The organism is Mesorhizobium cantuariense (assembly GCF_042647205.1).
Classification (GTDB): domain Bacteria; phylum Pseudomonadota; class Alphaproteobacteria; order Rhizobiales; family Rhizobiaceae; genus Mesorhizobium; species Mesorhizobium cantuariense.
In genome coordinates, this window is sequence record NZ_JBHRVD010000001.1 from 5,093,586 (window position 1) to 5,107,738 (window position 14,153).

Consider the following 14,153-nt stretch of genomic DNA (forward strand, 5'->3'; position numbering starts at 1 on the left):
AACCTCAAAGGGAGACAACGGAATGTATGGACTGATCGGCAAGATGCGGGCGGCGCGCGGCCAGCGCGACGTGGTCATGGACGTGCTGCGCGCCAGTACCGGCGCCCTGCCGGGCTGCCTGAGCTACATCATCGCCCGCGACCCCGCGGATGCCGATGCGATCTGGGTCACTGAAGTGTGGACCGACGCCGAAAGCCACAAGGCCTCGCTGCAGCTTCCCGAAGTCCAGGCGGCGATCGCCAAGGCGCGGCCTTTCATCGCGGGCTTTGAATTTCAGGTCGAGACCCACCCTGTTGGCGGCTTCGGCCTGGCCGACGGCAAGACGGGCTGATCCTGGCACGATGCCGACGCGGGGGCAGTTTTTGAGGAGCAACCTTTGACGCAGGCGGTAAACATTCGCGACGCGAAAGCCCATTTGTCGCGCCTCGTGGCACGTGCAGCCCAAGGTGAGTCGTTCGTTATTACCAATGCTGGCAAGCCGTTGGCCAGAATCGTGCCTATCGATCAGCCGGCGCCGCAGGCGCGACGGGTAGGTTTTATGGGCGGCCAGTTTTCCGTCCCTGACGATTTCGACCGCATGGGTCGCAATGAGATCGCGCGCCGGTTCGACGCCGGCACATGAAACCTGTTACTCGACACCTAGACGCGTGAAACCATCATTTTCTGTGAACCGCGTTCGCATTTTTCGCCCTCCCGGGTCTAAGACCGAAACATGGATTCCTCGGCCGAGCAGCCACCAGACCAGCCCGCCATCGAACGCATGGCGCGGATGCGCAAGCTCTGGCAATGGCTGGCCCTGCTGATCGTCTCCCTGCTGTTTGCCGGCGCGCTGGAACTCGCGGCCCTGCCTGCGGCGCTGCTGATCGGGCCGATGCTGGCGGCCATCGTCGCCGGCACCAATGGCGCCACGGTGCGCGTGCCGCGCCTTCTGTTCGGCGCCGCCCAGGCGATCGTCGGCTGCCTCGTCGCCAGCTCGATCTCGGCCGACATCTTTCCGGTCTTCTACCGGGAATGGCCGCTGTTTCTCGGCGTCGTGATGGCCACCGTCACGGCCTCCAGCCTGCTCGGCTGGCTGATCAGCCGCTGGCGCATCCTGCCAGGCACCACCGCCGTCTGGGGCTCGTCGCCGGGTGCGGCCACCGCCATGGTGCTGATGGCCGGTGCCTTCGGCGCCGACCAGCGTCTCGTCGCCTTCATGCAATATCTGCGCGTCATCTTCGTCTCGATGACGGCAGCGCTCGTTGCCAAGATGTGGGTCGACACGTTGGGTGTCGAAATCCCCGCCATCATGTGGTTTCCGCCGATCGATCCGCAACCCTTCGCCGCCACCATCGGCATCGCGCTTGTCGGCGGCCTTCTGGGAAAACTGCTGAGGCTGCCCTCGCCCTTCTTCCTCGGTACCTTTATCTTCGGCACCGTCGTCCATCTCGGCTTGGGCGTGGAGATGCAATTGCCGCAATGGCTGCTGGCCGTCAGTTACGCCATGGTCGGCTGGTCGATCGGCCTGAACTTCACAAGGGCGATCCTGCGCCATGCGACGCGCGCCTTGCCGCAGATCATCGCCTCGATCGTGGCGCTGATCGCCTTTTGCGGCGGCCTTGCCTTCATGATCAGCCATCTCTTGGGCATCGATCCGCTGACCGCCTATCTGGCGACCAGCCCCGGCGGCATGGACAGCATCGCCATCATCGCCGCCGCCGCGCAGAACGTCGACATCTCCTTCGTCATGGCGCTGCAATCGGCCCGCTTCCTGATCGTGCTGCTGATTGGCCCGAGCGTCGCGCGACTGGTGGCGAGAAGCGTCAGGCAATAGGCAAAGCAGCCTCCCCAGTTTGGTTGGCCGAATCCTGACCAGCGTTGCTGCTGTGTGACAGCAGCCGGCAGTCTGTGCACGGGTCGCAAAAAATACTTGACTAACATACTCATATTTGAGAGCGGGGACGCAATCAGGCATGAGACAGTGGAGACGAGTTGATGCGAACAAGGCCGGCGACATGGCGCCTGGGAATATCATTGCTGGGCGGCGCGGCGATGCTCGGCCAATCCGGCGCTGCACATGCCCAGGACAGCGAAACGTCCACCATGCTCGGCAAGATCGAGGTCACCGCGCAGAGCAACGAAATCCTGAAACAGGATGGCTATGTCGCCAAGAAGGACCGCATCGGCACCAAGACCGACACGCCGATCGCCAGGATTCCACAGGCCATTTCGGTCGTGACGCAGAAGCAGATCGAGGACCAGAAGCCGCGCACGCTGAACGAAACGCTCGGCTACACGGCCAGCGCCAATCCCAACAGCTTCGGCTTCGACACCCGCTACGACGCGTTCTTCCTGCGCGGCTTCCAGGCCTTCTACAACGGCATGTTCCGCGACGGGCTGCGCCAGTACAACGGCCCCTCGGCCTGGTTCAAGACCGAGCCCTACGGCATCGAGGGCGTCACCATCCTGAAAGGCCCGGCATCATCGCTTTACGGCGTCAGCGGCCCCGGCGGCATCGTCAACGTCGTCACCAAGCGGCCCAAGGATGAACCGTTCCGCGAAATCGAATTGCTTGCCGGAGAGCACAACCGGTTTCAGGCAGCGCTTGACGCTTCCGGGCCAGTCAACGAGGACGGCAGCATCCTCTACCGCTTCACCAGCCTCGGCCGCAAAAGCGATACCGAATTGCCTGCCTATCCCGACGACAAGATCTATCTGGCGCCGGCTGTCACCTTCAAGCCGGACGAGGATACGAAGCTGACCATCCTCGGCGAATATTCGAAATCGGTCACCGGCGGCACGGCGGCCTTCTACAATTCGAGCACTGGCGTGCTGTCCAACCTGTATGAAGGCGATCCCGCCTGGAACGATTTCACCCAGAGCCAGGGCCGCATTGGCTACAAGTTCGAGCACCGTTTCAACGATGTGCTGACGGTGCGCCAGAACCTGCGCTACAACGCCGTCGACAGCGATATCGAATACAGCGGCCACTATCCGGACGGCGCCGACTTGAAGCGCTACTGGGGCCACTACACCGAGAATATGAAGAACTTCGTCGTCGACAACATGGCGCAGTTCGAGTTCGACACGGGACCGGTCAAACACACCGCCGTCGGCGGCGTCGATTATGCCTGGTCGGACTACGATGCCGCCAGCGGTATATCCTATGTCTCGATCGACGACATCAAGGCGATGCCGGTTCCCCACTCCGGCGGCCAGGAGATGAACCAGCTCGGTGTCTATCTGCACGACCAGATGGAGTGGAACCAATTCACCCTGTTCACCAGCGGCCGCTACGATTGGGTCGACACCACCTCCACCGCCGCCGACTACAGCACGTCCAAGCAGAAGGACGGTGCCTTTTCCGGCCGGCTTGGCCTGTCCTACCAGACCGAATGGGGCATCACGCCCTATGTCAATTATTCGACCTCCTTCTCGCCCAACATCGGCTTCGTCTATGACGACGTCACCAGCACCGTCGGGCGTGTCGCCCGCCCGACCATCGCCACGCAGAAGGAGATCGGCGTCAAATACGAGATCCCGACCACAACGCGACGATCAGCGCCGCGCTGTTCGACATCGACCAGAAGGACGGCGTCGTCTTCGACGCCTCGACCGGCATCAACAAGCAGCGCCAGCTCGACCTGAATTCGCGCGGTGTCGAACTGGAAGCCAATGCCTCGCTCGACAACGGCTTCAGCTTCATCGCCTCCTATACCTATCTGCGGGTGAAGATCGAGCGCGGTGCCGAAGGAACCGATGGCAAGGAACTGTCGGCGACCCCAAACCACATCCTGTCGCTGTGGGGCCACTATCAGTTCGAGAACGGCACGCTGGAGGGCCTGGGGCTGGGTACCGGCGTGCGCGTCGCCGGCTCGAGCTATGGCGACGACACCAACACCTTCAGGAACAGCGCCCGCGCCTTCGTCGACGCCTCGCTCTCCTATGATTTTGGCTATCGCAATCCGAAGCTCGAAGGCGTGAAGCTGCAGGTCAACGCCAAGAACCTGTTCGACAACCAGAAGACCATCTGCTCCGCCGGCTATTGCTACCGCGACGAAGGCCGCTCGCTGTTCGCCAGCCTGCGCTACCGCTTCTGACGGCAACGCCGTTTCGAGAGGGCGGCGACTAGTCCTCGCCGCCCCCGTTCTCGCCCTGCGCGTCGCGGCGCCAGTAGGCCGTGACCAGGTGCCGGTCGCGCGACAGGCTCCATTGCTTGCGGACGATCTTGCGGATCTCCCGGAAATCGCCGAATTCGCATCCGGCCCAGACATAAAGGCCGTCGGCAAGCGCCATGTGGCTGCGCTCCCGCAAGGCGGCCGGCAACAGGCCGGCGGTGCCGGCCTCGCGGCCGTGCCGGTAGAGCCAGGTGATATCGATATTGTCCCCTTGCGCCAGCGCGATCCGGTCATCCGGGCCATCGACCTCGATCAGTGCCTCGGCGCGGGTTGACGGCGGCAAATGCTCCAAAATCCGGCCAATGGCGGGCAGTGCGGTGTCGTCGCCGAGCAGAAGCAGGGTCTGCGCCATCGGGGCGTCGCCGCCACCGGGTCCGATCATGCCGATGACGTCTCCCGCCTGTGCGTTTTGCGCGAAGGTAGCGGCAGGCGTCTCCTGGCCGGGGTGCAGCACGAAATCGACATCGAGCCATCCGCTTGCGGCGTCCACCGCCCGGATCGTGTAGACCCGCACGGCAAGCGCATCGTCGCCAGAAGGCCAGACGATCAAGCCGTCAGCGCCCATCGTCGGCCAAACCAGCCGGCGGCCAGGCGGCGGCAGCAGCAGCCGCATGTGCAGGCCGCCATGGGTAAATCGGCCGAGATCCTTGCCGGCGAATCGCAGGCGCTGCATGTGCGCAGAGATCCGTGTCGACGACATCACCGTGATCTCGCGGAAGAAGACCGGCGTGCCGGCATCGCTGCCGTCACCTTGCCAATGGATGCCCTTGGTCGTGCCGAGATGTTCGGCGACATGGCCGGCGACCGTCATCTTCATGTAGGACAGGCAGGTTTCGTCTGTCGCCGCGACCCGGACCAGCATGGCGTCGCCCTCGAGCGTGGCGCTCAACGAGCCGTAATGCAGGCGAAGCTCCCAGCGATCGGCAACGCCGGTTTCGATCTCAAATTCGCCATGCTCGGCACGCAACCGGTCCATCGCCGAGCGGGTCGCCTCATCGCTGATCAGGGCCTGCGCGCTCAGTTGGTCCATCATCCAAGTCCTTCGAAACGGTTCGGGGCAAGGCGCCGCGCGGCACCCTCACCGTCAGCGGCATGCCACAGCCGCTCCGATGTTTCCACAGAAACATGACAATAATAATCATATTTATTCGATGAGTTGGCTACGAACCGCTTGTCGCAGCAAGTCGCTCGGGAAGGAAATCGACGAACACGCGCACCTTCGGCGACAAATGGCGATTGGAGGGCCACAGCATCCGGAACTGGCCGCGGCCATCGACATGGTCGTCGAGGACGGTGCGCAGCCTGTCTTCGTGCAGCGCCTCGCGCACCAGGAAATCCGGCATGCAGGCGATACCGAGTCCGGCGAGCGTGGCGCCCTTCAAGGCTTCCATGTTGTTGCAGGTCAGCATCGAGCGGATCTGCGGTTCGGCGCTTCCGGTAATGAACGGCCAGTCCAGCAGCCTGCCGCTGTTGAGGAAGCGGAAGTTTATGCCGAAATGCCTGATGAGATCAGCCGGCTCGCCGGGTGTGCCATGGCGGTCGAGGTAGGAGGGCGCCGCGCACAGCAGCATGCGAAAGGGCGCAACGGGTCTCGACACCAGGCGTGAATCCGGCAGCTCGCCGCTTCGGATCGCGACATCGATGCCCTCGTCGATGACGTCGACGATCCGATCGTTGAAATCGATGTCGAGCTCTATCTCCGGATAGCGGGCCATGAACTCCGACAGCACCGGCAGCAGCAAATGATAGGTGACGATCGGGGTCGAAACGCGCAGCCGTCCGTGCGGCGTTTCCCGTGTCCGCGACAGCATCGCCTCGGCATCGTCGATGTCGTCGAGGATGCGCCGCACCCGCTCGTTGAACAGCTTGCCCTCTTCCGTCAGGCCAACGCGCCGCGTGCTGCGCTGCAGCAGCCGCACGCCGAGTTCCTGCTCGAGCCGGGCGACACTTTTGCCGACGGCGGAAGCCGAGATGCCCAGCGCCCGCCCGGCAGCGACGAAACTGCCGAGCTCGGCGGTGCGGGCGAAGGCCAGGAGGCCGTTGAGACGATCCATCGCGTCATTCCATTCGAGCGTTTCAGTCCGATATACCAGGAGATATAACACCATTTTTCCCGAAATGCCGACGACCTATCTTGTCATCACGACCGGCTCCGCAATCGCGCGGACTACTGGCGAGTGCTGCTTCAGATAGGGAAATCCATGACTTCTAGGACCACAACCGGCTCTGCCGAGAGATGGCTCGTGCTCTTGTCCTTGTGCCTTGCCGCGATGACGATGCCCTTGACCTTCACCGGTCCGGCCGTCGCTCTGTCGCGCATCGCGGCCGATCTCGGCGGCAGTCCGATCGAGCTCAACTGGGTGACCAACGCCTTCATGCTGACCTTCGGCGCCACCCTGATGGCGTCGGGCGCTCTGGCCGACAACCACGGCCGCAAGCGCCTCTTCCTCGTCGGCCTCTCCCTCTATGTCCTGGCATCGCTGGGCGCGATGCTGGCGCCGGACATCATCTGGTTCGACATTTTCCGGGCCGCGCAGGGGATCGGCAGTGCGGCCGCCTTCGCTGGCGGCGCCTCGGCACTTGCCCAGGAATTCGAAGGACCGCTGCGGCTGCGCGCCTTTAGCTTCCTCGGCACCAGTTTCGGCATCGGCCTCGCCTTCGGTCCGATCGCGTCCGGCCTGCTCATCTCGACATTCGGCTGGCGGTCGATCTTTGTCTTGGTCGCAGTGCTGGCGATCGCCGCAGCGGCCCTCGGCCTGCGCACCATCTACGAATCGCGCGACCCGGATGCGACGGGCCTCGACTGGGCGGGCGCCGGCAGCTTCACGATCGCGCTGGCGTCGCTGACCTATGGTGTGCTCCAGGCGCCGCAGAGCGGTTGGGCCGATCCTCTCGTCGTCACGCTTCTGGCCGTGGCAGCCATTTGCTTTGTTGCCTTCATCGTCGTCGAGCGGCGCGTACGCCGGCCGATGCTCGATCTCACGCTGTTCGCCTATCCCCGCTTCGTCGGCGTCCAGTTTCTGGCAGCGGCACCCGCCTATGCCTTCGTCGTCCTGCTCGTGCTGTTGCCGATCCGCTTCATCGGCATCGAGGGGATGAGCGAGATCAAGGCCGGGCAATTGATGATCTGCCTCTCTGGCCCGCTGCTGATCCTGCCGATGCTCGCCGGCCAGCTGGCGCGCTGGATCGCGCCGGCCACGATCTGCGGCGTCGGCCTGCTCGTCGCTGCCGCCGGGCTTGTCTGGCTGAGCATGACACCGCCGGTCGATAGTGCGCTGGTGGCGCCGCTGATGCTGATCGGCGTCGGCATCGCTCTGCCCTGGGGATTGATGGACGGGCTTGCCGTCAGCGTCGTGCCGAGGGAGCGCGCCGGCATGGCGGTCGGCATCTTCAACACCACCCGCGTCGCTTGCGAGGGCGTGGCGCTCGCGATCGTCATGGCGACCTTGTCGGGCTTCACCGCCGCGCAGCTCGCCGCGCAGGGAATGGCGTCTTCAACGGATGCCGCGGCCGCAGCGCAGCTGCTGGTGACCGGCAATCTCGGTGCAACGGCGCAACACCTGCCACAAGCCGGAGCCGCTGTTCTGGTCCAGACCTACGAGACGGCATTCGACAGGCTGCTGATCGTGCTGGCGGCAATCACCGTCATGACCGCCATCGTCGTCTTCCTTGGTCTGCGTCGCGGATCGGCGTCGGAACACGAGGCGGCACCCCTGCCGGTGTGCCAGGAAGGGTAGCCATCAGCGAAAAGTCAGGTGACTAGGCTCGCTATTAATCCAGCCTGTGCATCAGGTCCTCATCCAGCCAGCGGCCGAAGAAATAGACCAGTTGCTTGTGCCACCACGGCCAGTCGTGGCTGACATCGCCGCCCCAATAATCGACCCAGGCGGGAATGGATTTGTCCCGCAGGATCTGTTCCAGTTTTCGCGTCTCGACCAGCATCCGCTCCTCCCAGGCGCCCTGCCCGCAGCAGAAGATCAGCCTGAGCGCCTTCAGCCGGGCAAGCAGTTTTGGATCGACGATGCCGGGCAGATAGTCGAGCGGCGAGTTGTAGAAAATGTCGCCTTCAAGCGCCTTGCCGAAAAAGTCGCGGGCCGAATAGACGCCCGACAGCGCGATGACGCCGCTCGCCAGTTCCGGAAAGCGGAAGACGAAATTCGACGAATGGTAGCCGCCCATCGAACAGCCTGAGAACAGCGGCTTCAGCTTGCGCCCGCCATTGGCTTGCTCGGCTGTCGACAGGAATTCCGGCAGTGCCTCCTCGCGTATATAGCGGAAATAGGCCTCGTGCCGGGCGATGCGGTGAGCGGCATCGGCATGCTTGTCGAAGAAGGATTCCGAATCGACGCCGTCGACCGTGAACAGCTGAATGCGGCCGGTATCGATGAATTCGGCAAGGGCGCCCACCCCGCCGGAATCCTCGAACTGGTAGAACCGGCCCTGAGAAGTCGGGAACACCACCACCGGCCGGCCAGCATGGCCGTAGCGCTTGTATTCCATATCGCGGCCGAGCTTGCCCGAGAAATTCTTGTGATAGGAAACGTCCATCGCTTCACGCCTTTTCCGCGTGGATATAGGCGACCGCCTCACGCAGCGCTGCTTCGTCTTTCGAGCGCATCTGGTAGGCGTAGTTTCCCATGGCGCGGCTGAAAACCTCTTCGATGGCCTGATGGTGGACGATCTTGTCGCCATGCGCGGCTAACACGTCCTCATGGCTGTGCAAATAGCCGAGGCGCCGCTTGCGGCTGGCATAGGCGGTGAAATACTTGCCCTCGTAAGGTCCGCCGGCGGCATCTTTCACCACCATGTCGGCCCATGCCGCATAGACGTCGATGTCGAAGGTGTAGTTGATGGCATCGGTCATCCAGGCGCCGGGCGGGCGCATATTGACCTCCAGCGCGATGACGCGGTCGTCCTTGGTCTCGAACAGCTCGATGTGGAAGAAGCGCTCACGCACGTCGAATGCTTTCAGGATCTTGCGGCCGGCCTCCTCGACCGCCGGGCTGATCCTGGGAAAGCAGGTGTAGCTCATGTGGCGGTCCTTGTTGACCACCTCCATGACGCTCTGGTCGTAGCGGTGGCTGGCGGCCAGCACCACCTCGCCATCGCGGTTGACCAGCCCGTCATAGGTCACCACCAGTCCCTCGATGAACTGCTCCATGACGAAGGTCACACCCTCGGGCTTGTCCCTGAAGAACTGGTCGAGTTCTTTGGCGTTGGAGATCTTGAAGGTGTTCGAGGCGCCGGAGCCGCTGTCGGGCTTGACCACGACGGGGTAGCCGACGCGGCGGATGAAGGTCATGGCCCCGGTGCGGTCGGAGCATTTGCGCTGTGCGATGGTGTCGACGCCGCTCTTGCGGAAGAAGGCGCGCATGCGGCTCTTGCGCTTCAGATTCTTCACGAAATCGAGCTTGGTGCCATAGATGTTGAAGTCTGTGCGGATGTTGGCTTCCAGTTCCAGCCAATGCTCGTTGAGCGATTCAAAGCGGTCGATGCGGCCCCATCTGTGGATGAAATGCCCCATCGCCCGGAACACTGGATCGTAGTCCTCCATGTCGGCGACGCGGTAATATTCCGAAAGGGCTGCTTTCAGCTTGGCGTCGAGCGCGTCATAGGGGGCGTCGCCGATACCCAGAACCCTGGCCCCGGCCTTCTTCAGCCGGTCGCAGAAATCTGCGCCATTGGCGGGAAAATGCGGCGAGAAGAACACGAAATTCATGGACGACCCCTCCCGGCGACGGGGACATCGCAATCCCGTCGACGCCCAAGTCTGGCGCATTTGCAGCGGCTGGGGAAGAGCACGCACGTTAGGATATTGTCCGACAGATCACGGCCCGCCATGTGGCCCCCATGTGGCCCCACTTGCCTCCCACAAGCCGCTCCTGTATGAGAACCGCCATGAACACGCGCGCCACCAACGCTTCCCGTCCGACCGGTTTTTCCGGCGAGACCGTGCGCGCGCTGGCTTCGACCCTGCTTCTTCTCGGCCTTATCGGCGATCGCCGGGTTCGCTGAAGGAGCGCCCGGCGGTCGAACCGCCGCGCAAGCGCATGCTCCTTGCCAAGTCATATCAAGCGAACGAAATTCTGGTAAAGGCGTCGCTCGCCATCAATCCGCTTGAGGGTGGATCCGCGAGCCGCCGGGAGAAACGACGATGAACGCACGAGAAGAGATCCGCTCCGATGCCGCGGCAGCCGGCAAGGATGCGGCTAGAGGCATGACACAGTCAGCCAAGGGCATGCCTGACGCAGCCCGCAAATATCAGCCCTATCCCACCGTCGGCCTCACCGACCGCACCTGGCCCTCGAAGGTCATCGACAAGGCGCCGATCTGGTGCTCGGTCGACCTGCGCGACGGCAACCAGGCGCTGATCGACCCGATGGGCCACGAGCGCAAGGCGCGCATGTTCGGCCTGCTGCTCGACATGGGCTTCAAGGAGATCGAGATCGGCTTCCCGTCGGCCTCGCAGACCGATTTCGACTTTGCCCGCTGGTGCATCGAGGAAGGCAACGTACCCGCCGATGTCTCGCTGCAGGTGCTGGTGCAGTGCCGGCCGGAGCTGATCACCCGCACCTTCGAGGCGCTCAAGGGCGCCACCAATCCGATCGTCCATTTCTACAATTCGACCAGCGAATTGCAGCGCCGCGTCGTCTTCGAAAAGGACGTCGGCGGCATCAAGCGCATCGCCACCGACGCGGCCAAGATGATCACCGACATGGCGGCCAAGGCCGGCGGCGGCTTTCGCTTCGAATATTCGCCGGAGAGCTTTACCGGCACCGAACTCGAAGTGGCGCTGGAGATCTGCAACGCCGTCACCGAGATCGTCAGGCCGACGGCGGACAACAAGCTCATCATCAACCTGCCGTCAACGGTCGAGATGTCGACACCCAACATCTATGCCGACCGTATCGAATGGATGTGCCGCAACCTCGACAACAGGGAGAACCTGCTGGTCTCCCTGCATCCGCACAATGATCGCGGCACCGGCATCGCCACCACCGAACTCGGCCTGATGGCGGGCGCCGATCGTGTCGAAGGCACCCTGTTCGGCAATGGCGAGCGCACCGGCAATGTCGACATCGTCACGCTGGCGCTCAACATGTACACGCAAGGTGTCGATCCCGGGATCGACTGCTCCGACATCAACCGGATGAAGGACGTCTACGAATATTCGAACCAGTTGAAGATCCCCGAGCGCCACCCCTATGTCGGCGAACTCGTCTACACCGCCTTTTCCGGCTCGCACCAGGATGCCATCAACAAGGGCATGAAGGCGCTCAAGAAGGCCAACACGAGCCTGTGGGAAGTGCCCTATCTGCCGATCGATCCGGCCGATGTCGGGCGCAGCTACGAAGCCATCATCCGCATCAACTCGCAGTCCGGCAAGGGCGGCATCGCCTATGTGCTGCAAGCCGATTACGGCCTCAACCTGCCACGCAATTTGCAGATCGAATTCAGCCAGGAGATCCAGGCGATCACCGATGCCGAGGGCAGGGAAGTGCCGGCCAGGCGCATCTATGAGCGCTTTCTCGAAACCTATGTCGATCAGCCCGGCGCGCGGCTGAAATTCCTCGATCACCACACCTATCCCAGCACCGAAATCAAGGGCCGGCGCGTTGTCGAGGCGGTCATCCTCGACGACGGCAGGGAAATGACGATTACAGGCACGGGCACCGGTCCGATCGACGGCTTCGTCGATGCGCTGTCGCGTCATCTCGGCGTCGAAATGTCGGTGCTCGACTATTCCGAACACTCCATGCAGCGCGGCTCGAACGCGTCGGCCATTTCTTATGTCGAGATGGAATATCCTGATGGCAAGCTGTTCGGCGCCGGCATCAACACCAACATCGTCGCCGCCTCGCTGGAAGCGGTGATGTCTGCCGCCAACCGTATCGTTGGCAAAAAAGCCCGCTGACGCGCAACCAGAGCAAAGATCGGGACCGTCCCAAACTGGTGATCGGTTCCGATCTTTTCGGCCATTAACCACCGCGGAATTATCCGGTGGGGTACGCGATCGCATAATGGGTGTATACTTGTGTGGCGGTGCGAGCCCTATATGATCGCGCCTCAACCTGTGCCGACTTCGAGAGGATCGACACTTGCAGCATGCCACGCCTGCCGCCCCCGCAGTGCGCGAGACACTGGAGCGACTGCTTGCCAGCCAAACGTTCGGGCGGTCCGAGCGCGCGCGCAAGCTGCTGCGTTATCTTGTCGAACGCGAACAGGCCGGCGAAGGCGACAGGCTCAAGGGCTTCTCTATCGCCATGGATGTTTTCGGCAAGGACGGCGATTTCGATTCGTCCACCGACGCCGTGGTGCGGGTGCAGGCAGGCAGGCTGCGCGAGCTTCTGCAGCACTATTTTGCCAATGAGGGTATTGCCGAGCCTTTCCGCATCGCCATCCCGCGCGGCGGCTATGTTCCTGCCTATGAATTGAACGCGATCCGGCTGCCGGATGTTCCCGAACTCAAGCTGGACGGCGCTGTATCCGCCGATTTGCCCAACGACGCGAGCACGGGTATGCCGGATGCGATGTCGCTGGCATCCGCGACGCCGTCGCCCGCCCCCTCGGTGGCGCGCCATCTCCGCTTCTTCTGGGTGGCGATCGCCCTGGTCATCGCCATGCTGGGCATATTGATCCTTCGTCAGGGCAGCACTGCCTTGCTGGCAGGCGGCGACATGTCGGCAACGATCCAGACCGCCAGCGCCACCAGCAGCATCGTGCCATCGGCAATGGCTGACGTCCTGCCGCTCATCCATATCGACGTCAAGGCGGAAGGCGCCGATACCAGCCGTGTCGCCGCGTCACTGCGCGCCGGCCTGAGCGGCTTCGATACGATCGACTTCATCGGCCGCGACACCGTCACCGATCCGGCCGACGATGCCACGAGCTTCATATTCGACATCCTGCCCGGACCAAACGCGGGCGACATCACCATCGAGCTGCAAAGCATGGCGTCCGGACGGGTGCTTCTTTCACGCAATCTCACCCCTGCCGACAGCGCACCTGCCGTGGTCGAAGACCGTATCGCCGACATGCTGAGTTCAGCACTTCCGGCCTCGGGCACGATCTACAACTATATCGAGCAGACCGGCGCGCCAAACGGTCTGACGCAATGCCTGCTGCTCAACGATAAATATTATCTCGACCAGAACGCCAGGACCCATGAGGCTGCCTATCGCTGCCTCGAGAAACTGGCCAATGGCGGAACGAAATCCTCGCTCGTCTATTCGGAACTTGCCTCGCTGCATCTCGAGGCAGTCTCCGATCATTACGCCTATCCGCCCAATGCGACGATTGAAAAGGCAATGGAGTTTGCCCATCGCGGCGTGCAGATGGGGCCGACCAGCCCCTATGCGCATCGCTCCTACGGCTACGTCAGTTCGCGCCTCGGCAATACGGACGAGGCGATCCGCTGGATGCGCAAGGCCTACGAACTCAATCCCTATGATCTCGGCATGGCTGCCACCTACGGCTATGGGCTGATCTTCGCCGGCCGCTACGCGGAGGGAACCCCGATCCTTGCCCATGCCGCGGAGACCTTCAGCGGCCACTCGACATGGTGGGATTACGGGCTGTTCGTCGGCGAGTTCATGCAGGGCGACATGAACAAGGCCATCGCGGCCAGCACGGCACTGAGGACGACGGCAACGAAATCGCACTATCTGGCGGCACGACTGATTGGCGCCAAGGCTGCCGGACAGGACCATCTGGTGAGCACGCTGCTGGATCAACTCACCACCGAATTCCCTAAATTCGCCGCCGATCCCCGCGCGACCTTCGTCGAGCGGAAATATCCGGCCGACCTGACCGACCGGCTGGTCCAGGCGCTGCGCGCTGCCGGGCTCGGCAACGCAAGCTGACACCAATCGACATCCGCGGATTGAGCGTCGTCGCGTCCCAATGGATTTCCTGCGCTCCCATCGCCTAATGCCGGTTGAACGCCGAGTTCCGTCCGCAACCGTACAAATCGCGAAAATTTTACTGGCCATCCCG

Annotated in this window: 12 protein-coding genes; 8 read left to right on the forward strand and 4 right to left on the reverse strand. The window is 62.9% G+C overall.

What is annotated here, in order from left to right:
• Positions 1 to 22 precede the first annotated feature (22 nt).
• The 5 genes from ACFOJ9_RS24920 to ACFOJ9_RS24940 all read left to right on the forward strand — a co-directional run bounded on the left by ACFOJ9_RS24920 (position 23) and on the right by ACFOJ9_RS24940 (position 4,079).
• Entirely contained in the window at positions 23 to 331 is a 309-nt protein-coding gene (locus tag ACFOJ9_RS24920) for a putative quinol monooxygenase (RefSeq protein ID WP_378982271.1), read from the forward strand.
• A 45-nt stretch (positions 332 to 376) separates the two neighbouring features.
• Positions 377 to 622, forward strand: a complete 246-nt coding sequence (locus ACFOJ9_RS24925; RefSeq protein ID WP_378982273.1) for a type II toxin-antitoxin system Phd/YefM family antitoxin — start codon at positions 377 to 379, stop codon at positions 620 to 622.
• A gap of 90 nt (positions 623 to 712) precedes the next feature.
• Positions 713 to 1,813 (forward strand): AbrB family transcriptional regulator, encoded by a 1,101-nt coding sequence (locus ACFOJ9_RS24930; protein WP_378982275.1) that lies wholly within the window; start codon positions 713 to 715, stop codon positions 1,811 to 1,813.
• 161 nt (positions 1,814 to 1,974) lie between these two features.
• Positions 1,975 to 3,627 (forward strand): TonB-dependent receptor domain-containing protein, encoded by a 1,653-nt coding sequence (locus ACFOJ9_RS24935; protein ID WP_378982277.1) that lies wholly within the window; start codon positions 1,975 to 1,977, stop codon positions 3,625 to 3,627.
• Entirely contained in the window at positions 3,558 to 4,079 is a 522-nt protein-coding gene (locus ACFOJ9_RS24940) for a TonB-dependent receptor domain-containing protein (protein ID WP_378988030.1), read from the forward strand. The genes ACFOJ9_RS24935 and ACFOJ9_RS24940 overlap by 70 nt, the downstream gene beginning before the upstream one ends.
• 28 nt (positions 4,080 to 4,107) lie before the next feature.
• Here the strand turns inward: ACFOJ9_RS24940 and ACFOJ9_RS24945 are convergent, their stop codons facing one another.
• Positions 4,108 to 5,187 carry an SIP domain-containing protein gene (locus tag ACFOJ9_RS24945; protein ID WP_378982279.1) on the reverse strand — a complete coding sequence of 360 codons (1,080 nt, stop codon included), beginning with the start codon at positions 5,185 to 5,187 and terminating at the stop codon, positions 4,108 to 4,110.
• Positions 5,188 to 5,317: 130 nt separating this feature from the next.
• On the reverse strand, positions 5,318 to 6,211 hold the full coding sequence (locus tag ACFOJ9_RS24950; protein WP_378982281.1) for a LysR family transcriptional regulator: 894 nt from the start codon (positions 6,209 to 6,211) through the stop codon (positions 5,318 to 5,320).
• A 147-nt stretch (positions 6,212 to 6,358) separates the two neighbouring features.
• Here ACFOJ9_RS24950 and ACFOJ9_RS24955 point away from each other — a divergent pair, with 147 nt between their 5' ends.
• On the forward strand, positions 6,359 to 7,894 hold the full coding sequence (locus ACFOJ9_RS24955; protein WP_378982283.1) for an MFS transporter: 1,536 nt from the start codon (positions 6,359 to 6,361) through the stop codon (positions 7,892 to 7,894).
• Positions 7,895 to 7,928: 34 nt separating this feature from the next.
• Here ACFOJ9_RS24955 and ACFOJ9_RS24960 read toward each other — a convergent pair whose 3' ends face one another.
• Entirely contained in the window at positions 7,929 to 8,705 is a 777-nt protein-coding gene (locus ACFOJ9_RS24960; RefSeq protein ID WP_378982285.1) for an esterase family protein, read from the reverse strand.
• Between the two features lie 4 nt (positions 8,706 to 8,709).
• Positions 8,710 to 9,876 carry an ATP-grasp domain-containing protein gene (locus ACFOJ9_RS24965; RefSeq protein ID WP_378982287.1) on the reverse strand — a complete coding sequence of 389 codons (1,167 nt, stop codon included), beginning with the start codon at positions 9,874 to 9,876 and terminating at the stop codon, positions 8,710 to 8,712.
• 435 nt (positions 9,877 to 10,311) lie between these two features.
• Here ACFOJ9_RS24965 and leuA point away from each other — a divergent pair, with 435 nt between their 5' ends.
• Both leuA and ACFOJ9_RS24975 read left to right on the forward strand, forming a co-directional pair.
• On the forward strand, positions 10,312 to 12,072 hold the full coding sequence (leuA, locus tag ACFOJ9_RS24970) for a 2-isopropylmalate synthase (RefSeq protein WP_378982289.1): 1,761 nt from the start codon (positions 10,312 to 10,314) through the stop codon (positions 12,070 to 12,072).
• 184 nt (positions 12,073 to 12,256) lie between these two features.
• A complete protein-coding gene (locus ACFOJ9_RS24975; RefSeq protein WP_378982291.1) occupies positions 12,257 to 14,020 on the forward strand; it encodes a tetratricopeptide repeat protein in 1,764 nt (587 codons plus the stop codon).
• The last annotated feature ends 133 nt before the right edge of the window (positions 14,021 to 14,153 follow it).